Raw genomic sequence first — 20,918 nt, 5'->3', positions numbered from 1 at the left:
TGCGGACCGACCCGCCTCAGGTGTCGGTCTGCAGGAGAGTGCGTGAATTCGCATTCGTGCGAAACACGATCGGCTGCTCGATTACATGGGCGTTGTCCAGCGCTGCCGGGCGCTGGCTGGCAAAGCGGATCACCTTGTCGACTTCGCCGCGCTTGGGCGACTTGCTGCACACCGGGTCGGTTGCTGCCGCGTCACCGGCCAGCATGAATGCCTGGCAGCGGCAGCCACCCAGATCGCGTCCCTTTTCGTCGCAACTGCGGCATGGCTCCTGCATCCAGTCATTGCCACGGTACGCGTTGAACGCGGTGCTGGTGCGCCAGATGTCGGCCAGGCCCACGTCGCGTACGTTCGGCAGATTCAGGCCCGGCAGGTCGCGCGCATTGTGGCAGGGCAGCGCCACGCCGTCCGGCGCCACACCGAGAAACACCGCGCCCCAGCCATTCATGCAGGCCTTGGGGCGGTCCTCGAAGTAATCGGGCACCACGAACAGCAGCTTGCAGGCGTCGCCAATGCGCTCGCGGTATTCAGCGACCACGCGTTCGGCATCGCGCACCTGTTCGAGCGTGGGCATCAGCTGGTTGCGATTCTTCATCGCCCAGCCGTAATACTGGGTATTGGCCAGCTCCAGGTATTCGGCGCCCAGCGCCAGCGCCATCTCGATGATCTTGCCGACATGCGGCAGGTTATAACGATGCAGCACGCAATTCATCACCATCGGGTAATCGTATTGCTTGATCAGCTTGGCGACTTTGAGCTTGAGATCGAACGTCTTGGTGCTGCTCAGGAAATCGTTGAGCTCACGGGTCGAATCCTGGAACGACAACTGGATATGATCCAGCCCGGCGTTCTTGAGCGCCGCGATGCGGGTTTCATTCAGGCCAACACCCGACGTGATCAGGTTGCTGTAAAAGCCCAGGCGGCGCGCTTCGGCAACCAGCTCTTCGAGGTCGTCGCGCATCAGCGGTTCGCCCCCGGAAAAACCCAGCTGCACGGCGCCCAATGCGCGCGCCTCGCGCATCACCCTCACCCATTCGCCCGTCGTCAATTCATTGCGCACCGCATCGTAATTGAGCGGGTTATAGCAAAACGCGCAGTGCAGCGGGCACTGGTAGGTCAGTTCGGCCAGCAGCCAGAAGGGCGGCGAGACAACAGGTGCGCCGCTGCCGGCAATATCAGTGGGCAGCATCATTCGATCCACTTGTGCTGGTGGGCGTGGGCCAGCAAACCCTCGATATCGGTGCGCAGGCCGGTAGCCTGGAATTTGGTTTCCAGGTCGTGCACGATCTGGTCGACCGTGGTCTTGCCGTTGCAGCATTTCAGGATTTCGCCGGCGCTGCCATTCAATTTGACCATGCCTTCCGGGTACAGCAGCACGTAGGCCTGCTGGGCGTCTTCCCATTGCAGGCGAAAGCGCCGGTTCAGTGCCGGCATGGCGGGAATTAACGGATCGTTCATGTTGGATAAGCTTTTTCGATGGCGTCCAGCATGGCCCACAGGATGTCCAGTTTGAACTTGAGGATCTCGAGTGCGCGCCCCTGCTGCGCCCTGGTCGTGAAATAGTCGAGCGTCACGGCCAGGCCATGGTCGACATCGCGCTGGGCCAGCGGAATGCGGCTGCGGAAATAATGCAGGCCGGCCGGTTCCACCCATGGATACTGGGTTGGCCAGCCGGCCAGCCGGTCCTTGTGGATCTGCGGCGCGAACATCTCGGTCAGCGACGAGCACACAGCCTCTTGCCATGGCGAACGGCGCGCAAAGTCGACATACGCGTCGCAGGCAAAACGCACCGCTGGCACCACGTGCTGCAGCGACCACAGTTCGGCGCGGGGAATCCCGGCCGCCTCGCCCAGCTGGGTCCAGGCTTCCATGCCGCCCTGGGCGTCGCCCTGGTAATCGTCGTAGCCGTCATGGTCCAGAATGCGCGCAATCCACAAACGGCGCGTCGCGCGATCGTCGCAATTGGACAGGATCGCGGCATCCTTTTTCGGGATGATGAACTGGTAGTAGAAGCGATTGGCGATCCAGCCGCGCAGCTGTTCGGGAGAGCATTGCCCGGCATTCATGCGCAGGTTGAACGGATGATGGATATGGTAGCTCTTGCCCATCGCCCGCAACTGTTGTTCGAATTCGGCGCGCGACCAGGGCGCCAACTGGGCGCTGCTATCGGGGGAGGGCGTCATAGGGCAATGTCCATGCCGTCGAACGCGACTTCGATGCCGTGCGTGGCCAGTTCGGCACGTTCGGGCGAGTCTTCGCGCAGGATCGGATTGCTGTTGTTGATGTGAATGAGGATCTTGCGGCGCGCCGGCATGCGCGCCAGCACCTCGATCATGCCGCCCGGGCCGGACTGCGGCAGATGGCCCATCATGTGGGCCGTCTTTTTCGACAGGCCGAGCGTGATCATTTCGTCGTCGCTCCAGCAGGTGCCATCGACCAGCAGCACGTCGGCCTGGCGCATCGCCGCTTCCACCGCATCGGTCATCTGGCCCAGCCCGGGCGCGTAGAACACGCGCGCGCCGCTGGCGCTGTCGTGCAGCATCAGGCCGATATTGTCGCCCGGGTGCGGATCATTGCGGTGCGACGAATAAGGCGGAGCCTTGCTCGACAGCGGAACCGGCAGGAACGTCGTATTACGCAGCGGCGCAATGGGGAACGGCTGGCCGTCGATGGCCAGCGTGTGCGGCTCGACGCCGCAATAGTGGCCAAGCACGCGCGTCAAAGGCAGCGCTTGCGACAGGTCGGCCAACACCTCGGCGGTCGCATACAGGCGCAGGGGCGTGCCGCGCTCGCGCAGCATCAGCAAGCCGGTGACGTGGTCGATCTGGGCATCCATCAGCAGCACGGCCGCAATACCGGTGTCGCGCACGGCGCGGGCAGGTTGCAGGGCAGGTGTGGCGCGGATCTGCACCAGGATGTCGGGGGATGCATTGACCAGGACCCAGTCAATGCCATCGTCGCTCACGGCGATCGAGGATTGGGTGCGGCTTACAGCCTGGATGGTGCCATTGCGGATGCCATCACAGTTCAGACAATTACAATTCCACTGCGGAAAACCACCTCCCGCTGCCGAACCAAGAATGCGGATTTTCAACAGCGTATCCAACCTTTCACATGGTTATCGCTGATAACCGGAGTGGCAGGTACCGATGACAGGATCATTCATCGGTACCTGCCGGAATTAAACATCAACGGTTCAGCACGTACATGGTGATTTCAAAACCCCAACGGAAATCAATTGCTTCAGGTGTTTCCCAGCGCATGGTAAGCCTCCTAGTGAATGCATGATGGTATGTTGCGAGTGAAGGTCGTCGGCTACGCGACGACATCTGATTGTGACGCAATCTTGTCGATTCTGCACGATGGCGGGCGCTGCCGTGCGGGGGTATGTACGACGCAGGCAGCAAGCGCGTCAGAATGGGTTGGCTGCGTCAGTGCCTCGCACGAACGCAGGGTTTGCCCGGGCTGGGTTATGATTTCGTCAGCCCTGTGATCACAACAACAACTTTGTGAGGTGAAGATGAAAGACGTTAAAGTAGATGTCCGGGTACGCGTGGACGTCGACGCAGCCAGTGTTGTATTGCTTCTGGCCTCTGCAGCCATGGCGCTTTTCGTCGTGAAACAGCAGAAGAAAGAACGGCTACAGTAGCTGCGTTCGCTGCGAACACCATGGGCCCCGCCCGCAAACGCCGTTGGAGCATGTAATTGCCGCCACGCACGGCAATGAAGGACGCAGCCTCTACGGCGTGGCTGGCAACGACGTCAACAACACGGTCGTCACTTTGCCATCCGCACCATTGACCAGCTGATATACCCGGTCAAATTCGTTGTCCCCAATCTCGGTCCCTGGCGCACCGCCGAACAGCCGCACCAGTTCCGGCAGGGTATTGGAGTGGCCTACCACCAGCACCGGCCCTTGCAGCGCCTTGACCTTGGCGACCAGCGCCTCTGGCCTGCCTGCCTCATATTGCTGCACGGGCAGGCCGAGTGACGCAGACAGCGGTTTCGCGGTCTCGAGCGTGCGTGCGGTGGCGCTGCTGAAGATGGCCTGGATGCCGGCGCGGTGCAGCATCGTTGCGATATTCTGCGCGCGTTGCCGGCCTTGCGGTGTGAGCGACGGGTCATTGCTGTCGGCGGCTTTTTCGCCGTGGCGCACGAGGTAGATCATGTCGGGCTCAGCCATGGCGGCGCAGGGCGCGAGCAGGGCGGCGGCCAGTGCCATTTGTCCCAACAGTTGCAAGGGTCGTGTCAGGGAAAATTGCATCGCAGTCTTTCAGCATGTGGTGGTTAAAAGTAGCGTAGCACGGGGCAGTCAGTTGTCGTGCGCGTTGGCAGCGCGATCTGCCGCGACACCGGTCGTGGCGAAGCGTTCGCGATACACTTTCGGCGCAATCCCCAGCTTTTTCAGGAACACCCGGCGCATCTGCGCCTCGTCGCTGAAGCACGCACGCGCCGCGACCGTCTTCAGCGGTAGCGCCACGTCGGCCAGCAACTGCGTGGCGCGTTCGAAGCGGCAGGTTTCGATGAATTCCTGGGTGCTCATGCCTACTTCTTGCTGGAACACGCGGGCGACATGGCGCTCGCTCATCATCGCTTTCTGCGCCAGCTGGGCGACCGACAAACGCTCGTGCAGGTTCTCCAGAATCCAGGCCTGCAGCTCGCGGATCGTCGGTTTCGCCGTGCGCTCGCTGAGCAGGTGCGCGCTGAACTGCGACTGGCCGCCCGGGCGCTTCAGATACACAACCATCTCGGTGGCCACGTCGAGCGCCAGCGCGCGTCCAAAATCCTGTTCGACCAGCGCGAGGGCCAGGTCCATGCCGGCCGTGACGCCGGCCGAGGTCCAGACATTGCCGGAGCGGATGAAGATGGCGTCGGCATCGATGTCGATGGCCGGGAAATCGGCTTGCAGGCGATCGGCCACGCCCCAGTGCGTGGTGGCGCGTTTGCCGTCGAGCACGCCGGCGGCGGCCAGGAAGAAGGCGCCCGAGCACAGGGCGCTCAAGCGCGTCAGGCGCGGGGCGGCGTCGCGGATCCAGTCGATCAGGGCGGCGCTTTCGACCAGCGCAGCCTGGATGTGGCGCGCACCGACCACCATCGCGGTGTGGGGCAGGGCGAGCGTGTTGACCACCTTGGTGGCCTCGAGCGACATCAGGGTGTCCGAGCGGATCGGGCCGGTCTTGAAAGACGCCACGCGCACATCGTAGCCGACCGCCCTGCCTTGCCGCGCCAGGTGCAGATTGGCGTATTCGAACACCGACATGGGGCCGATCGCTTCCATCGCTTTGAAGCCGGGGTAGACGACGATGTCGACGGTGATGGTGTCCAGAGGTGGCGCAGAAGGCATCGGCAGGGCGGTCAGTAGCGAAGATCCGGTCATTATTGCACCAAATCCTGCCATTTCCGGCCGGGCGGCGCTGGTGGCGATGGCTACGCCCGCAGAATGGCGGGATTCCATTTTTACTGAGCCAGAGACCATCACCATGAAAACCAAAGCAGCCATTGCCTGGCGCGCCGGCGCGCCATTGACCATCGAAGAAGTCGACCTGGAAGGCCCGCGCGAGGGCGAAGTACTGATTGAACTAAAAGCGACCGGGATTTGTCATACCGATTACTACACGCTGTCCGGCGCCGATCCGGAAGGGTTGTTCCCTGCGATCCTGGGCCATGAAGGCGCGGGCATCGTGGTCGATGTGGGGCCTGGCGTGACGAGCTTGAAAAAGGACGACCACGTCATCCCGCTCTACACGCCGGAATGCCGCCAGTGCAAATTCTGCCTGTCGCAAAAGACCAACCTGTGCCAGGCGATCCGCAGCACGCAGGGCCGCGGCCTGATGCCGGACGCGACCAGCCGTTTTTCGCTTGATGGCAAGCCGCTGTTTCACTACATGGGCACGTCGACGTTCTCGAACTACATCGTGGTGCCGGAAATCGCACTGGCAAAAATCCGTGAAGATGCCCCGTTCGACAAGGTCTGCTACATCGGTTGTGGCGTGACGACCGGCGTGGGCGCGGTGCTGTTTTCGGCCAAGGTCGAAGCGGGCGCCAACGTGGTCGTGTTCGGTCTGGGCGGCATCGGCCTGAACGTCATTCAGGCCGCGAAAATGGTGGGCGCCGACAAGATCATCGGCGTCGACATCAACCCGGCGCGCCAGGACATGGCGCGCAAGTTCGGCATGACCCATTTCGTCAATCCGAACGACGTCGAGAATGTCGTCGACGCGATCGTGCAGATCACGGATGGCGGCGCCGACTACAGTTTCGAGTGTGTCGGCAACGTCAACACGATGCGCCAGGCGCTCGAATGCACGCATAAGGGCTGGGGCAAATCGTTCATCATCGGCGTGGCAGCCGCTGGCGAAGAAATCGCCACCCGCCCATTCCAGCTGGTGACGGGCCGCGAGTGGCGCGGTTCGGCCTTTGGCGGTGCGCGTGGCCGTACCGATGTACCGAAGATCGTTGACTGGTATATGGAGGGCAAACTCAATATCGACGACCTGATCACGCACCGCCTGCCGCTCGAACGCATCAACGAAGGATTCGACCTGATGAAGAGCGGCGAATCGATCCGCTCGGTGGTGCTGTACTGATGCCGCTGGCCGCAGCGGTTCAGGCCAGCGCGGCCACGACGAAGTCGACGAAGGTGCGCACCTTGGCCGACAAGTGCTTGCGGCTTGGATAGAGCGCATGAATGCCCAGCTCGGCTGACTCCCAGCCGGGCAGCACCTGCACCAGCCGCCCTGCAGCCAGATCCTCGCCCACGATAAAGTGCGGCTGGAACACGATGCCGGCGCCGGCGACCGCCGCCAGGCGAATCATGTCGCCATTGTCGGCCTTCATCGGGCCATGTACCGGCACGGTGAGATGTTCGCCTGCGGATTCCAGGCGCCAGTCGGCGCCGCCCCCGCTCAATGAGTAGCTCAGACACGTATGCCGACTCAGGTCGTGCGGCGTCTGCGGTGTGCCGTGCGCAGCCAGGTAGCCGGGCGACGCGCACACGATGCTGCGTGCGACGCCCAGCTTGCGCGCGATCAGATCCGACTGGGGCAGGGCGCCGATCCGGATCGCCACATCGAAGCCTTCCTCGACCAGGTCGACCTTGCGGTCCGACAGCGCAATATCGAGCTGTACCTGCGGGTAGGCCTGGGTGTACGCACCGATGATGCTGCCCAGGCGGTGCTGGGCGTAGGACAGCGGAATCGTCACGCGCAGCACGCCGCGTGGCAGCGTCGTCATCTGGCCGGCAATCTGTTCGGCCTCGTTCACATCCCCCAGAATCTGCACGCTGCGCTCGTGAAAGGCGCGGCCGGTTTCGGTCAAGCTCAGGCGCCGGGTGGTGCGGTTCAATAGCCGCGTGCCCAGGTGCTCTTCGAGCTTTTGCACCTGCTTGGAGACCATCGCGCGTGACACGTCCAGCCGGAGCGCCGCAGCGGCGAAGCTGCCGCTGTCGACCACGGCAACGTAGGTTTTCATCGAGCCGAGCAAGTCCATTGGGTGAGATTGTCAATCAAAAGGAAATAGTCTAACCACGTTCCCTCGCTTTATCAACGACGGGGATATAGGTACCATGAACGCATCACTTAACGAGGTGCACCATGAATTTGCCCACGATCTTTGTCTCACACGGCTCGCCGATGCTTGCCCTGCAGGACAGCCCGGCACGCCGCTTCCTGCAGGGCCTGGGCCAGACATTGCCACGGCCGAGCGCGATTGCCGTCGTCTCGGCGCACTGGGAAACCGCTGGCGGCCCGGCCGTATCGCTGGCCACCCAGCCGGAAACGATTCACGACTTTGGCGGCTTCCCGCAAGCGCTGTTCGACATGCGCTATCCGGCACCGGGCGCGCCTGCCGCCGCCGAACGTGCTGCGGCGCTGTTCGACGCCGCCGGCATCCCGGTCGGGCGCAGCGCGACACGGGGCCTGGATCATGGCGCGTGGGTTCCGCTCAGCCTGATGTATCCGGCCGCCGATGTGCCGGTCATGCAGATCTCGATCGTGCATGGCGCCGCCCCCGCGCTGCATCAGCAACTGGGCCTGGCGCTGCAGGCCTTGCGCCAGGAGGGCGTGCTGGTGATCGGCTCGGGATCGCTGACGCACAACCTGTATGAAATCCGCGGGCACAGCGCCGATGCACCGCCGCCAGCCTGGGTCAGCGACTTTGGCGCCTGGATGCGCGAGCGACTGATGGCGAATGACCGCGCCGCCTTGCTGGACTACCGCCAGCTGGCACCAATGGCTGCAAAAAACCATCCGACCGAAGAACATCTGCTGCCACTGTTCGTGGCAATGGGCGCGGCCGGCCCCGATGCCAGGGCGTCCGTGCTGCACACGAGTGTAGAACATGGCGTGCTTGCCATGGATGCCTACGCGTTCAATTAATCATCTACCTTGTTTTCATTTTACGAAAGAACGATCATGCACACCACGACCACGCAACTGAATACCAACAACAACAACGACGCCGGCAAGCTGGTGCTGCGCGTCGCCCTGGCCGCAATGCTGCTGTTCCACGGCGTTGCCAAACTGAGCGGCGGCATCGGCTTCGTGGCCGACATGCTGGCCAAAGCCGGCTTGCCCGCCGTGTTCGGGTACGGGGTGTACATCGGCGAAGTCGTCGCACCGCTGCTGATCCTGGTCGGCCTGTTCACCCGTCCTGCCGCACTGATCGTGGCCATCAACATGATCGTCGCCGTGCTGCTGGTGCACACGAGCCAGTTCTTCACGCTCAACGAAACCGGCGGCTGGGCACTGGAATTGCAGGGGATGTTCTTCTTTGCTGCAGTAACGGTCGCACTGCTGGGCGCGGGGCGTTACAGCATCGGTGGCGCCAACGGCCGCCTCAACTGAGGCAAGCTGCTTCCAAAGCCGGGGTCAGGTCTGACATTCGGACACGACCTCGGCATTAGTTAGATCAAAGCCGGGGTCAGGTCTGACATTCGGACACGATCTCAGCCTTCGCTGAATGGCCTCTCTGGCCTCCTTGAAGGCTGAGCAATCTCAGCGCCAGTAATCCCGCATCCGGTAGCGTGGCCGGATGACACGACCACTCAGACTCGACTTTCCCGGTGCGCTGTACCACGTGACGTCGCGCGGTAACCGGCGTAACACGATCTATCGCGATGAAGCCGATCGCCGGATTTGGCTGGAGGTTCTTGCGAAGGTGTGTGAACGCCACCACTGCGTTATCCATAGCTTTTGCCAGATGACCAATCACTACCATCTGCTGATCGAAACGGCCGAAGCAAATCTTCCGCAATGCATACGTCAGCTCAACGGGGTGTATTCGCAGCATGTCAATCGACGGCATCAGCTCGTCGGGCACTTGTTCCAAGGGCGCTACAAAGCAATCCTGGTGCAGAAGGAAAGTTATCTTCTGGAAGTGTCCCGGTACATTGTGTTGAATCCACTACGTGCACATGTCGTCGAAGCGCTGGATCAATGGCGATGGAGCAGCTATCGCTATGTTGTCGGCGATGAAACGCCGCCAGAATGGCTGGCACGCGATGAGCTCCTGGCGCGGTTCGGTGACACACGCGCCAGTGCCATTGAGGCATATCAGACGTTTGTACTGGCGGGTGTCGGGCAGGCAAATCCGCTGGATGCCACCCGCCATCAAATCCTGCTTGGGGACGACGTTTTCATATCGGCGCATCAGCAGATGCAGCGATCTGAAGCGCTCATGGAAACCAAGCGGGCGACGCGGCGCGCAGTAGCGCTTCCCTTGCTTGACTATCAGAACACCTATCCCGCCAGGGGTGAGGCGATGGCGCGCGCCTACCGATCAACTGCCTATACCATGCCGCAGATTGCGATCGCCTTTGGCGTCTCGACCAAAACGGTCAGCCGGGCGGTTGCTGCTTTCGAGAAAGCGAAACCTTACGCTTAATGTTGAGGCCGTGTCCAAATGTCAGACCTGACCCCGGCTTTGACGCTGAGGCCGTGTCCGAATGTCAGACCTGACCCCGGCTTTTGACAATTACAGCTGCGTCAACGAAATCGTCCCCATCACCGGCGTCGAGCACGGCTCTTCATCGAACGCGATATCTCCCAGCGGATTGGCCACGCCATCCGTTTTCAGGTCCGTGAAGCCGAACAGGTTACGGTCCATCAGATGCGATGGCACCACGGTCGACAGTGACGAGAAAATGCTTTCCACGCGGCCCGGATGTTTTTTCTCCCACTCGCGCAGCATGTTCTTGATCTGCTTGCGCTGCAGGTTCTCTTGCGAGCCGCACAGGTCGCACGGGATGATCGGGAAGCCTTTTACCTCGGCATAGCGCTCGGTATCAGCCTCTTTTACATACGCCATCGGGCGGATCACCATGTGCTTGCCATCGTCCGACACCAGCTTGGCCGGCATGCCTTTCAGCTTCCCGCCGAAGAACATGTTCAGGAAGAAGGTTTCGAGGATGTCGTCGCGGTGGTGGCCCAGTGCGATCTTGTTGCAGCGCAGCTCATCGGCGACGCGGTACAGGATGCCGCGCCGCAGCCTTGAACACAGCGAGCAGGTGGTCTTGCCTTCCGGGATCAGGCGCTTGACGATGCTGTAGGTGTCCTGGTTTTCGATGTGGTAATCCACGCCGAGCTTGTCCAGATAGGCCGGCAGGATGTCGGCCGGGAAGTTCGGTTGCTTCTGGTCGAGGTTGACCGCGACGATGTCGAAGTGGATCGGCGCGCGCTCGCGCAGGGTCAGGAGGATGTCCAGCAGCGCGTAGCTGTCCTTGCCGCCCGACAGGCACACCATCACCTTGTCGCCGTCTTCGATCATGTTGAAGTCGCCAATGGCCTGGCCGACCTGGCGGCACAGGCGCTTGTGCAGCTTGTGGTTTTCGTGGGCGATCTTTTCCTGCTTCCTGGCGTCGATCACAGGGGCGGCCTCGCCCAGCGGGAAGTCCGCCTCGGTCAGGCGCTCGATAACGGTTTCGTTCATGCTTCGTCCTTGATACGGAATACTTCGACACCAACGCCTTCGCAGTCGGCATACACGTCGGGTTTCATCGTCGACACGCCTGCCGCGCGCACGCGCGGATGGGCCAGCATGGCCTCGACCATGTCGTCGCACAGTGTTTCTTGCAGGTGGATATGGCCCTTGGAAATGCGTTGGGCCACCGTCTCGCGCATGAAGTCGTAGTCGACCACTTCGGCCAATTGGTCGGCCTTCGGCGTCGACATCTCGAGCGGAATGTACAGCTCAACATTGATCAGCACACGTTGCTCGCCCTTCTTTTCGAAATCGTGCACGCCGATATTGATCATCACTTCGTAATTGCGCAGGAACAGCCGGCGGCAATTGCGCAAGCTCGGGTGGGACAGGGCGGACAACATGGTTAAGCCTTTTGGATAGATGATTCGGTGCTGCGGTTGTTGGGGGCGTCGCTGCGCGGTTCGGTCAGGAACATGACGTCGCGCGTCGATGGCGTCAGGTGCTGGCCGCCATCGACCAGCAGGGTCGTGCCGGTCAGCGCGCGGGCGCTGGCGGCGTACACGACCGCGTCGGCAATATCCTGTGGCGTCGACGAGCGCCCCAGCGGCGTGGCGCGGTGCGCCTGCGTAAAACCGTCCTCGCTCTGCTCGCCCGAGACCAGCGTGATGCCGGGCGCCACGCCCACCACGCGCACGGTCGGCGCCAGCGCTTGCGCCAGCATCGTGGTCGCTGCGTGCAGCGCTGCCTTGGACAAGGTGTACGACAGAAAATCCGGGTTGAGATTGTACAGTTTCTGGTCGAGCAGGTTGATGACGACGGCTTGCTCGCCCTGCGGTGTGGCCGCATGCAGCGCCTGCGCCAGCAGCACTGGCGCTGTGACATTCGCGGCCATATGCGCGTTCAATAACGCCGGCGAAAAGTCGGTGGCGCTGTCGTATTCGAACAACGACGCGTTGTTCACGATGCACGTCAACGTGCCGAGCGCGTCGATGGCGCGGCCCGCCAGCAGGCGCACGGCCGCATCGTCGGCCAGGTCGCACTGCAGCAGCACGGCGCGCCGGCCCAGCGCCAGGATGGCGTCGCGGGTGGCGATCGCATCCTGCTCGGAATGGCGGTAATGCAGCGCGAGATCCCAGCCGGCTTTCGCCAGGCCCAGCGCAATGGCGCGTCCGAGGCGGCGCCCGGCGCCGGTCACCAGCGCGACCCGGGGCAGGGCGGTTGGAACTGTGTCGGTCATCATGGGTGATCGAGCCTGAACATCAGGCAGTAAATTGTTGATAAAAGCGAATCTGGCTACAATGCCGGCATGTCCCTGCCCACCCCCGACCACGACGCCCTGGCTGCGTCCCACGCCCTGCAACAGCGCATTGCTGACGAGATCGAACAATCCGGTGGGCAGATCGCGTTTTCGCGGTTCATGGAACTGGCGCTGTACGCGCCGCGCCTCGGGTATTACAGCGGTGGCGCCGCCAAGCTCGGCGCCGAGGGCGATTTCATCACCGCGCCCGAGATGACGCCGCTGTTCGGGGCAACGGTGGCGCGCGTGGCAGCCGCTATTATCGCCCAAAGCGCGCCCGACATCATCGAGTTCGGCGCCGGCACCGGCCGCCTGGCGCGCGACGTGCTCGCTGCGCTGGCGCGCCAGGGTGTCACCGTCAACTCATACACGATCATCGAATTGTCGGGCGAGCTGCGCGCGCGCCAGCAGGCCAACCTGGCCGATCTGCCGCAGGTGCGCTGGCAGGACGCGATGCCCGCGCACTTCAGCGGCGTGGTGCTGGCCAACGAAGTGCTCGATGCGATGCCGGTCGAGCTGGTGATCCGCACGCGGGACGGCTGGCGCCGCCAGATGGTCACGATCGAGGACGGCGCATTCGCCTTTGTCCAGGCGCCGCTCGATGCCGCCCTGCACGAGCAACTGGTGCGCCAGGTGCCCGAGCACGAACAAATGATCGAAGGCTATGTCACCGAGCTGCACCCGGTCGGTGCCGGCTTCATGGGTTCGCTGGCGGCGATGTTCGCGGGCGGCCGCGGCGCGGCAATCCTGTTCGACTATGGGTTCCCGGCGCACGAGTATTACCTTGACCAGCGCATCGGCGGCACGTTGATGTGCCACTATCGCCACCACGCGCATCCCGATCCGTTCTATCTGCCGGGCCTGCAGGACATCACAGCCCACGTCGATTTCACGGCGATGGCGCTGGCGGCCCAGGATGCCGGCCTGCCGGTGCTGGCCTACATGAGCCAGGCCGCGTTCCTGATCGGCGCCGGGATCGGTGAATTGTTGCTTGAAAACAACCCCGAGGATGCACTGCGCTTCCTGCCACAGTCGCGCGCTGTGCAAAAGCTTGTTTCACCAGCGGAAATGGGCGAATTATTCAAGGTGCTGGTGGTGGGGCTGGCTGTAACATTGCCCGATGCACTCGTTCAGGCCGACCGCAGTCATCGCCTGTGACAATTGTGATATCTTGCACAACGGACACAATTGCGTCTAAGCTGTACGACATTCCAGCGCCAGGGTCCGGCCATCCGCCTCGGCCGAGGACGTAGCATCAATGGCAGGCATCAGCGGGCAGATTTGACACACCATGGCCAAGATTCACACACACTATGACAACCTGAAGGTGTCGCGTCACGCGCCCCAGGAAGTCATTCGTGCTTCGTACAAGGCGCTGAGCCAGAAATACCATCCCGACAAGAACCCGGGCGACGAAAAAGCCGCCCGCATCATGGCGGTCGTCAATTCGGCCTACAACGTCCTGGCCGACCCGGTGCGCCGCAAGGAGCATGACGAGTGGATCGCGTCCGAAGAATGGGAAGTCGAGTGGCTGGAAAGCTCGAACGCCAAGGACGGCCAGCTGCGCAAGGGCGGTGACGCGAATGACGCCACGCCGGCGCACAGGCCGCGCCGCGCACGCCTGATGCGCGATCCGCGCTGGTGGCTGGGCCTGACCACCTGTTTCGTGGCGGGCGCCGCCGCTGCCGTCCTGCTCTTGCAGCAACCCGGCATGATGCCCGGCGCGCTGGCCTGGAGCGGCGTGCAGAAACCCGTGAGCGTGCTGGCCAGCACGCCGCCCGCAGCAGCGTCCGCAGCGACAACGGCGGCGACTGCCGCCGCCGAGCCCGCGTCTGCGCCCGATATCTGGGCCGGCCGCGGTGCGCCTGTCATCCGCACGCTCGGCATCGCCCAACTGGTGGTGCCCGCGCGCGTACCCGATTGCAGCACCGACCTGCAAACGCTGACGGCGCCAGGCGGCGAGCCCTGGCCGGCTGAGTCTGCCTATCTGCCGGGCTACCCGGTCGGTAACGAAGGTACGGGGATGCAGGTGACGATCGACAATAGCGCGAACGCCTCGCCGGTGTTCGTCAAGCTGTACGACCTGGAGCGCGGCGCGAACGTGCGCCACGCCTTCGTGCAGCCGCGCGCGACGTTCACGATCGACAAACTGGCGGCAGGCAAGTACGAGGTGCTGTACCAGAACGTCGGCACCGGCGCCACGACGGCCGAGTGCGCCAGCCGCCCACCCGCCCAGTAAGTTGTCGTTTTTTATGCGCCGTGCCTGCTGGCGGAACTGCGCACCATGCTGATTTCATTTAATTCGTTCTGCGCCGTAATATACTGGGTCGATACTGCGCGCCCATGCAGCCGCCTCACGCCCAACGCAGGCCAATACGGACCACAATGAACGAACTGGAAGGCCTGACGGCCCTGATCATCGAGCCCCACGCAGGAATGCGCGCCAGCATTCACAGCATGCTCACGCTGTGCGGCCTGACCCGGATCGAACACGCCAGCACGTCCAACCAGGCGATCAAGCACCTGGGTCTGCGCCAGTTTGACCTCATCCTGTGCGAGTACGACCTGGAAGGCGGCCAGGATGGCCAGCAGTTACTCGAAGACCTGCGTCACCACAAGCTGATGCGCCTGGCCACGATGTTTTTCATGGTCACCGCAGAAGGCAATCACAGCAAAGTGGTCAGCGCGGCCGAGCTGGCCCCGACCGACTACGTCCTCAAGCCGTTCACCGCCGACCGCCTGCTCGAGCGCATCGGGCGCGCGCTCGACAAGCGCAATGCCTTCCTGCCCGTGTACACGCTGATGGAGGCCGGCGACCAGATGGAGGCACTCACCGCCTGCATCGAGGGTCAGCGCCTGCACACGCGCTATGCCATCGACTTCCTGCGCCTGCGCGCCGAGCTGCACATGTTCCTGGGACAGGCCGAGCTGGCCGAGCCCATCTATCGGCATCTGGTCGACATCAAGGCGATTGCCTGGGCCCGGCTGGGGCTGGCCAAGACGCTGTTCGTGCGCAAGCGCCTGGCCGAAGCCAGGGACATCCTCGAAGAGCTGGTCGATACCAACCGCAATTTCGTCGACGCCTTCGACTGGCTGGCGCGTACTCATGCTGCTGCCGGCGAGCTCGACAAAGCGCAGGCCGTGCTGGCCGACGCGGTGGCCGTCTCGCCCCACGCGGTGCGGCGCCTGCGCACGCTGGCCGACATTGCCTTCGATGCGGGCGACATCGACACTGCCGAAAAATCGCTGCGTCAGGTGGTGGGCAAGGCCAAGTATTCCGAGTTCCGCGATCCCGAAGACCACGTCAAGCTGGTGCGCACGCTGGTGGGCAAGGGCGATCCGGTGGGCGCGGCGGCCGTGGTACGCGACCTCGACCGCACCATGGGCGGGCGTGCCACGACGGTGCTGTGCAGCGCGGTGGCATCCGCCCTGGTGCACGAGTACACCGGCAACGAGGTACGGCTGGGCGAAGCGTTGAACACGGCGGTGGCTGCCTGCCAGGATGCGCCGGGCGTGTCGGTCGACATCAAGCTCGAACTGGCCCGCACCTGCCTCGAGCATGACATGGAAGAGGGCGCCTGCTCGGTCGTGCGCGACGTGATGCGCAATGCCGGCGACGAAGCGGTGATGGCGCGCGCAGTAGGTGTGATGGACAGCGCGGGCAAGGGCGAGCTGGCCCGCTCGATGGTCAAGGAAAGCCGCCAGCACGTCGTCGACCTGGTTGCCAGTGGCGCCGCGCGCGCCAAGAGCGGGGATTACCGGGGCGCGGTGACGCTGATGCTCGAGGCGGCGCACAAGCTGCCGAACAACCCGTCGGTGGCGTTCAATGCCACGCTGGCGGTGCTGCGCTGCCTCGAAGCAGGCGGCTGGGACGAGCGGCTCGGTGGCCAGGTCCCGACCCTGATCGGCAATGTGCGCAAGCTCGACCCGCTCAATCCCAAGCTGCCGGCGCTGGCAGCGCTGTTCCAGCAAGTGCTCAAGCAGCACGATCAGGGCGTGCGCCAGGGGCTGCGCATGCCGCCGCCCAAGGCAGGCTGACGATGGCCGATCTTCCACCCGGCGCCCAGAGCCACCCCACGTCCGGCCGGGTGCGCGATGCGCTGATGCGCAAGCTGAGCGGCACCGAGCGCATGTTCAGTCTTGGCGGCACCATGACGCGCGTGATCGGGATGGGTTACAGCGTCGACGAGGGCTCGGCCGATCTCGCGTATTACGTGATGGCCGACGTGGCGCTGACCCAGCGCATCCTGCGCCTGTCGAACACGGTGGCGTATCGCACCCAGCTGGGCGCGCCAGTGACGACGATTTCGCGCGCCATTTCCCTGCTCGGCTTCGACAATGTGCGCGCCGCCGCGCTGGCGATGCTGCTGGTCGACGCGCTCGACGTTGCCGAGCACGGCGTGCGGGTCGAACTCCAGGCGGCGCTGTGCGCCAGCCTGGTGGGCCAGGAAATGGCGCACCGCAGCCCCCATCCGGGCGCAGAAGAAGCAGGGATCTGCGCGCTGTTCAAGAACCTGGGGCCAATGCTGCTGGCCAGCCACGAGCCGGAGCGCTACCGCGAGATCGCCGCCCTGGTCGCTACCGGCAAGCACACCCACGCGCAAGCTTCACGCCTGATCCTGGGCTGCACCTTCGAGACCCTGTCCGAGGCCGTACTGCGCGAATGGCAATTGCCCGAGCTGATCATCGAGGCGCAGGCCTCGCCCCCGCCCATGCCAGGTATGCTCGCGGTCGCGCCAGAGCGCGCCGAGTGGATGCGCCAGGTGGCCGCGTTCAGCCAGGACGTGGCGCGCCTGATGGGCCATCACGACGATCCGGCCAGTGCGCCCGAGGCCGAGGCGCTGCTGGCGCGCTACGGCGTGGCGCTCGGGCTCGACATGCCCGGGCTGGCAGCGTTGTTCGATACCGTCCAGGAAAGCATGAACGGCATGCTGCAGAGCATGAACATGGAGCGCGCGCCCAAGACCGACCCGAAAGCCGGCAGCAGCCTGCCGAACGTGCTGGCGCTGGCAATGCTGGACGCGGGTGAAGCCGATGAAGGCGAGTTCTACCCCAGTGGCAAGCCGAAAAATGCGCGCGACCTGCTGCTGGCCGGTGTGCAGGATGTCTCGGTGCTGGGCGGCTCTACCACGAGCGCCAACGACGTCATCATGGCGGTGCTCGAAACGCTGTACAGCGCGCTGGGCTTTCGTTTCGCCACCATTTGCCTGCGCGACGGCCGGACCGGCACCTTCCGTGCGCGCGCCTCGCTGGGGGAGGGCAAGGCCGAGCTGCAGGCCGGCTTCACGTTCCCGTGCGCATTCACGCGCGACCTGTTCCACCTGGCGCTGGAAAACAATGCCGACATGATGATTCCGGATGCCTTCAGCCCGAAGATCCGCGATCTGCTGCCGGCCTGGTACAAGACGCTGCTGCCGGACGCCGAGAGCTTCATCGTGCTGCCGCTGGTGGTGGGCAAGGCGCAGCTGGGGCTGTTCTACGCCGACCGCATCTTTACGGCGCCCGAGGGCGTGCCGCCGGACGAGACGGCGCTGATCAAGGCGCTCAAGGCGCAGGTGCTGGCTGCGCTGGCGCCAACTTGACGAACAAACCAAGTTTTTTTAGTCTCGCGCAAAATGACCCTTGCGGCTTTAGAGTCCGACCGTTACAATCACGCCCCGAAGCAACGCTGTCAGGCGAAGTGGAAAAACCTTCTACCCAAACCTGATTGACAGTACGTTGAGCTTGCTTCATACTCTGCGGTTCTTCGCGGTGGGGTGGCCGAGTGGTTAAAGGCAGCAGACTGTAAATCTGCCCTCTCTGAGTACGCTGGTTCGAATCCAGCCCCCACCACCAAAAGAAGATCGTGAAGTCGAATTGAAGTTGTACCTCGCGGGTGTAGCTCAATGGTAGAGCAGAAGCCTTCCAAGCTTACGACGAGGGTTCGATTCCCTTCACCCGCTCCAGTGTTTTGCGGTGTGCAAGTTGAACATCGCACCAAATCAGCCCTTGTAGCTCAGTGGTAGAGCACTCCCTTGGTAAGGGAGAGGCCACGTGTTCAATCCACGTCAAGGGCACCAGAATTTTGTACGGCAGTCGCGTTGCACTCGTCCGTCAGGTGTGCCTGGTAATTCTCAAAAATATCGTTAGATCTTAGGAGTCTGAAATGGCAAAAGGTAAATTCGAACGGACCAAGCCGCACGTAAACGTCGGCACCATCGGTCACGTTGACCACGGCAAAACCACGCTGACGGCTGCAATCGCGACCGTCCTGTCGAAGAAATTCGGCGGCGAAGCCAAGGCCTACGACCAGATCGACGCGGCACCAGAAGAAAAAGCACGCGGCATCACCATCAACACCGCGCACGTCGAGTACGAGACCGAAAACCGTCACTACGCTCACGTTGACTGCCCAGGCCACGCCGACTACATCAAGAACATGATTACCGGTGCTGCGCAGATGGACGGCGCGATCCTGGTGTGCTCGGCCGCTGACGGCCCAATGCCACAGACCCGCGAGCACATCCTGCTGGCCCGTCAAGTTGGCGTTCCATACATCATCGTGTTCCTGAACAAGTGCGACCTGGTCGACGACGCAGAGCTGCTGGAACTGGTCGAAATGGAAGTTCGTGAGCTTCTGTCGAAGTACGAGTTCCCAGGCGACGACGTCCCAATCATCAAGGGTTCGGCACGTATGGCCCTCGAAGGCAAGCCGGGCGAAATGGGTGAAGAATGCATCACCCGTCTGGCTGAAGCCCTCGACACCTACATCCCAACGCCAGAGCGCGCTGTTGACGGTGCGTTCCTGATGCCAGTGGAAGACGTGTTCTCGATCTCGGGTCGCGGTACCGTTGTGACCGGTCGTGTCGAGCGCGGCGTTGTCAAAGTCGGCGAAGAAATCGAAATCGTCGGCATCATCGACACCGTCAAGACCACTTGCACCGGCGTGGAAATGTTCCGCAAGCTGCTGGACCAGGGTCAAGCTGGCGACAACGTCGGCCTGCTGCTGCGCGGTACCAAGCGTGAAGATGTCCAGCGTGGTCAGGTCCTGGCAAAGCCAGGTTCGATCAAGCCGCACAACCACTTCACCGGCGAGATCTACGTTCTGTCGAAAGACGAAGGCGGCCGTCACACCCCGTTCTTCAACAACTATCGTCCACAGTTCTACTTCCGTACGACTGACGTGACCGGTTCGATCGAGCTGCCAGCAGACAAAGAAATGGTCATGCCAGGCGACAACGTGTCGATCACTGTCAAGCTGATCAACCCGATCGCGATGGAAGAAGGTCTGCGTTTCGCAATCCGTGAAGGCGGCCGTACTGTCGGCGCCGGCGTGGTCGCAAAGATTCTGCCTAACTAAGCAGAGCAGAGGGGAATGGAAGTCATTTCCGTTTCCCTCGAACAGCATTGTCAGTAAGCGCGCGCTTGCTGTATAATGCTGGATTCAGCTGGAAGTTTTCGTAGGGGTGTAGCTCAATTGGCAGAGCGTCGGTCTCCAAAACCGAAGGTCGCGGGTTCGATTCCCTCCGCCCCTGCCACCGAATTCTGGTGCCAGGCACCGAAAGTAAAGAAGAATGTCTAATCAATCCGTGCAAACTGTCAGCACCTCGAATGACAAGTTCAAGGTCGCGCTGGCGGTGGTTGCAGCGATTGCAGGCGTCGTCGGGTTCTTTTACCTGACAGGCCAGAACAAACCAGCCTTGGTCGCCGCAGGCGCCCTTTTGGCTGGTTTAGTTTTTGCTGTCCTGCTTTTGTGGACTTCCACCACCGGCCGTGATTTCCTGAGCTTTGCCAAGGAATCGGTGCGCGAGACCAAGAAGGTCGTTTGGCCGACCCGCCGCGAAGCCTTGCAAATCACCGGCATCGTGTTTGCCTTTGTGGTTGTGATGGCGATTTTCCTGTGGGGCACCGACAAGATTCTCGAGCTCCTGTTGTACGACTTTGTCCTGGGTTGGAAATAAACATGAGCGAAAACGTACAAGAAGATACCGCGCCGGAAGAAATTCCGGCGGCCGGCGTCCCGGCGACCGGCGCTCCGGCGGCCGGCGCTCCGGAAGAAGGCGTTCCAGAGCAGGAAGCAGCACCAGAAGCAGCTGCACCCGTGAGTGTCCCGGTCAGCAACAAGCGCTGGTACGTTGTTCACGTCTACTCGGGTATGGAAAAGAGCGTGATGCGCGCCCTGACCGAGCGGATTGAACGCGGCGGCATGCAAGAACAGTTTGGCCAGATCCTGGTGCCAACCGAGGAAGTTGTCGAGATGCGCAACGGCACCAAAGCCGTTACCGAGCGCCGCTTCTTCCCGGGTTACGTGCTGGTCGAGATGGAAATGACCGACGAAACCTGGCACCTGGTGAAAAACACCAGCAAGGTCACCGGGTTCATCGGCGGCAAGTCGAACAAGCCGACCCCAATCCCGGCGCGCGAGATCGACAAGATCATGCAGCAGGTCCAGGAAGGTGTCGAGAAGCCTCGGCCAAAGACGCTGTACGAAGTGGGCGAACAGGTCCGGATCAAGGAAGGCCCGTTCACCGATTTCAACGGCAACGTCGAAGAAGTCAATTACGAAAAGTCGAAGGTGCGAGTTTCTGTTACCATCTTCGGCCGCGCGACTCCAGTCGAACTGGAGTTCGGGCAAGTCGAGAAAGTCTAAACGCTACCATCGGAGCGTCGCAGTTGTCAGGCGGAATCCGGTAAGAGGAGCCCCGCCGGAGACGAGTAGTCGCGG

At 62.6% G+C, this 20,918-nt stretch carries 22 protein-coding genes and 4 tRNA genes; 15 read left to right on the top strand and 11 right to left on the bottom strand.

Annotated elements, in window-relative coordinates; all coding sequences use genetic code 11:
* Positions 1-16 precede the first annotated feature (16 nt).
* From pqqE to AC56LH_RS20155, 7 genes are all read right to left on the bottom strand, one after another.
* The gene (gene pqqE, locus AC56LH_RS20185) at positions 17-1,189 is read right to left on the bottom strand and encodes a pyrroloquinoline quinone biosynthesis protein PqqE (protein WP_499649109.1); all 1,173 of its coding nucleotides are present in this window, start codon (positions 1,187-1,189) and stop codon (positions 17-19) included.
* Entirely contained in the window at positions 1,186-1,455 is a 270-nt protein-coding gene (pqqD, locus tag AC56LH_RS20180) for a pyrroloquinoline quinone biosynthesis peptide chaperone PqqD (RefSeq protein ID WP_499649107.1), read from the bottom strand. Before pqqD ends, pqqE begins: the two co-directional genes overlap by 4 nt.
* A complete protein-coding gene (pqqC, locus tag AC56LH_RS20175; protein WP_499649105.1) occupies positions 1,452-2,180 on the bottom strand; it encodes a pyrroloquinoline-quinone synthase PqqC in 729 nt (242 codons plus the stop codon). Before pqqC ends, pqqD begins: the two co-directional genes overlap by 4 nt.
* Positions 2,177-3,094: a pyrroloquinoline quinone biosynthesis protein PqqB gene (gene pqqB / locus AC56LH_RS20170; protein ID WP_499649807.1), complete on the bottom strand. Its 918-nt coding sequence runs from the start codon at positions 3,092-3,094 to the stop codon at positions 2,177-2,179. The genes pqqC and pqqB overlap by 4 nt, the downstream gene beginning before the upstream one ends.
* Positions 3,095-3,185: 91 nt before the next feature.
* Positions 3,186-3,260 carry a pyrroloquinoline quinone precursor peptide PqqA gene (gene pqqA, locus AC56LH_RS20165; RefSeq protein ID WP_183555285.1) on the bottom strand — a complete coding sequence of 25 codons (75 nt, stop codon included), beginning with the start codon at positions 3,258-3,260 and terminating at the stop codon, positions 3,186-3,188.
* Between the two features lie 476 nt (positions 3,261-3,736).
* Positions 3,737-4,261, bottom strand: a complete 525-nt coding sequence (locus tag AC56LH_RS20160) for a SixA phosphatase family protein (protein ID WP_499649103.1) — start codon at positions 4,259-4,261, stop codon at positions 3,737-3,739.
* 48 nt (positions 4,262-4,309) lie between these two features.
* Complete coding sequence (locus AC56LH_RS20155) at positions 4,310-5,374, bottom strand: GlxA family transcriptional regulator (protein WP_499649101.1); 1,065 nt, start codon at positions 5,372-5,374, stop codon at positions 4,310-4,312.
* A gap of 103 nt (positions 5,375-5,477) precedes the next feature.
* Between AC56LH_RS20155 and AC56LH_RS20150 the strand changes: the two genes are divergently transcribed.
* Positions 5,478-6,584, top strand: a complete 1,107-nt coding sequence (locus AC56LH_RS20150; RefSeq protein ID WP_499649099.1) for an S-(hydroxymethyl)glutathione dehydrogenase/class III alcohol dehydrogenase — start codon at positions 5,478-5,480, stop codon at positions 6,582-6,584.
* Between the two features lie 19 nt (positions 6,585-6,603).
* Here the strand turns inward: AC56LH_RS20150 and AC56LH_RS20145 are convergent, their stop codons facing one another.
* Positions 6,604-7,467 carry a LysR family transcriptional regulator gene (locus AC56LH_RS20145; RefSeq protein WP_499649097.1) on the bottom strand — a complete coding sequence of 288 codons (864 nt, stop codon included), beginning with the start codon at positions 7,465-7,467 and terminating at the stop codon, positions 6,604-6,606.
* A 122-nt stretch (positions 7,468-7,589) separates the two neighbouring features.
* On the opposite strand from AC56LH_RS20145, the gene AC56LH_RS20140 reads away from it, so the two are divergent.
* The 3 genes from AC56LH_RS20140 to AC56LH_RS20130 all read left to right on the top strand — a co-directional run bounded on the left by AC56LH_RS20140 (position 7,590) and on the right by AC56LH_RS20130 (position 9,879).
* Positions 7,590-8,372: a DODA-type extradiol aromatic ring-opening family dioxygenase gene (locus AC56LH_RS20140; RefSeq protein ID WP_499649095.1), complete on the top strand. Its 783-nt coding sequence runs from the start codon at positions 7,590-7,592 to the stop codon at positions 8,370-8,372.
* A gap of 36 nt (positions 8,373-8,408) precedes the next feature.
* Positions 8,409-8,840, top strand: coding sequence for a DoxX family protein (locus tag AC56LH_RS20135; RefSeq protein WP_499649093.1), 432 nt, complete (start codon positions 8,409-8,411; stop codon positions 8,838-8,840).
* 187 nt (positions 8,841-9,027) lie between these two features.
* Positions 9,028-9,879: a transposase gene (locus tag AC56LH_RS20130; RefSeq protein WP_499649091.1), complete on the top strand. Its 852-nt coding sequence runs from the start codon at positions 9,028-9,030 to the stop codon at positions 9,877-9,879.
* Positions 9,880-9,969: 90 nt separating this feature from the next.
* Here the strand turns inward: AC56LH_RS20130 and ttcA are convergent, their stop codons facing one another.
* Genes ttcA through AC56LH_RS20115 form a run of 3 tightly spaced genes read right to left on the bottom strand, consistent with a single transcriptional unit; the run spans position 9,970 to position 12,157 of the window.
* Complete coding sequence (ttcA, locus tag AC56LH_RS20125; RefSeq protein WP_499649089.1) at positions 9,970-10,923, bottom strand: tRNA 2-thiocytidine(32) synthetase TtcA; 954 nt, start codon at positions 10,921-10,923, stop codon at positions 9,970-9,972.
* Positions 10,920-11,318, bottom strand: a complete 399-nt coding sequence (locus AC56LH_RS20120; RefSeq protein WP_258837096.1) for a dihydroneopterin aldolase — start codon at positions 11,316-11,318, stop codon at positions 10,920-10,922. Before AC56LH_RS20120 ends, ttcA begins: the two co-directional genes overlap by 4 nt.
* Positions 11,319-11,320: 2 nt before the next feature.
* The gene (locus AC56LH_RS20115; protein WP_499649087.1) at positions 11,321-12,157 is read right to left on the bottom strand and encodes an SDR family oxidoreductase; all 837 of its coding nucleotides are present in this window, start codon (positions 12,155-12,157) and stop codon (positions 11,321-11,323) included.
* A 66-nt stretch (positions 12,158-12,223) separates the two neighbouring features.
* Between AC56LH_RS20115 and AC56LH_RS20110 the strand changes: the two genes are divergently transcribed.
* The 11 genes from AC56LH_RS20110 to nusG all read left to right on the top strand — a co-directional run bounded on the left by AC56LH_RS20110 (position 12,224) and on the right by nusG (position 20,843).
* Entirely contained in the window at positions 12,224-13,372 is a 1,149-nt protein-coding gene (locus AC56LH_RS20110; protein ID WP_499649085.1) for a class I SAM-dependent methyltransferase, read from the top strand.
* 133 nt (positions 13,373-13,505) lie between these two features.
* A complete protein-coding gene (locus AC56LH_RS20105; protein WP_499649083.1) occupies positions 13,506-14,453 on the top strand; it encodes a J domain-containing protein in 948 nt (315 codons plus the stop codon).
* Positions 14,454-14,599: 146 nt separating this feature from the next.
* Positions 14,600-16,252: a response regulator gene (locus AC56LH_RS20100; RefSeq protein WP_499649081.1), complete on the top strand. Its 1,653-nt coding sequence runs from the start codon at positions 14,600-14,602 to the stop codon at positions 16,250-16,252.
* 2 nt (positions 16,253-16,254) lie between these two features.
* The gene (locus AC56LH_RS20095) at positions 16,255-17,796 is read left to right on the top strand and encodes an HDOD domain-containing protein (protein ID WP_499649079.1); all 1,542 of its coding nucleotides are present in this window, start codon (positions 16,255-16,257) and stop codon (positions 17,794-17,796) included.
* A 168-nt stretch (positions 17,797-17,964) separates the two neighbouring features.
* A tRNA-Tyr gene (locus AC56LH_RS20090) sits at positions 17,965-18,049 on the top strand.
* Positions 18,050-18,085: 36 nt separating this feature from the next.
* Positions 18,086-18,159, top strand: a tRNA-Gly gene (locus tag AC56LH_RS20085).
* A gap of 39 nt (positions 18,160-18,198) precedes the next feature.
* Positions 18,199-18,273, top strand: a tRNA-Thr gene (locus AC56LH_RS20080).
* Between the two features lie 86 nt (positions 18,274-18,359).
* The gene (tuf, locus tag AC56LH_RS20075) at positions 18,360-19,553 is read left to right on the top strand and encodes an elongation factor Tu (protein WP_183554297.1); all 1,194 of its coding nucleotides are present in this window, start codon (positions 18,360-18,362) and stop codon (positions 19,551-19,553) included.
* A 102-nt stretch (positions 19,554-19,655) separates the two neighbouring features.
* Positions 19,656-19,731, top strand: a tRNA-Trp gene (locus AC56LH_RS20070).
* Positions 19,732-19,767: 36 nt separating this feature from the next.
* On the top strand, positions 19,768-20,154 hold the full coding sequence (secE, locus tag AC56LH_RS20065; RefSeq protein ID WP_183554440.1) for a preprotein translocase subunit SecE: 387 nt from the start codon (positions 19,768-19,770) through the stop codon (positions 20,152-20,154).
* A 2-nt stretch (positions 20,155-20,156) separates the two neighbouring features.
* On the top strand, positions 20,157-20,843 hold the full coding sequence (gene nusG / locus AC56LH_RS20060; RefSeq protein WP_499456371.1) for a transcription termination/antitermination protein NusG: 687 nt from the start codon (positions 20,157-20,159) through the stop codon (positions 20,841-20,843).
* Positions 20,844-20,918 lie beyond the last annotated feature (75 nt).

Source organism: Telluria sp. LT1R51-2 (assembly GCF_059685775.1).
This window is presented reverse-complemented; position numbering and strand designations above follow the sequence as displayed.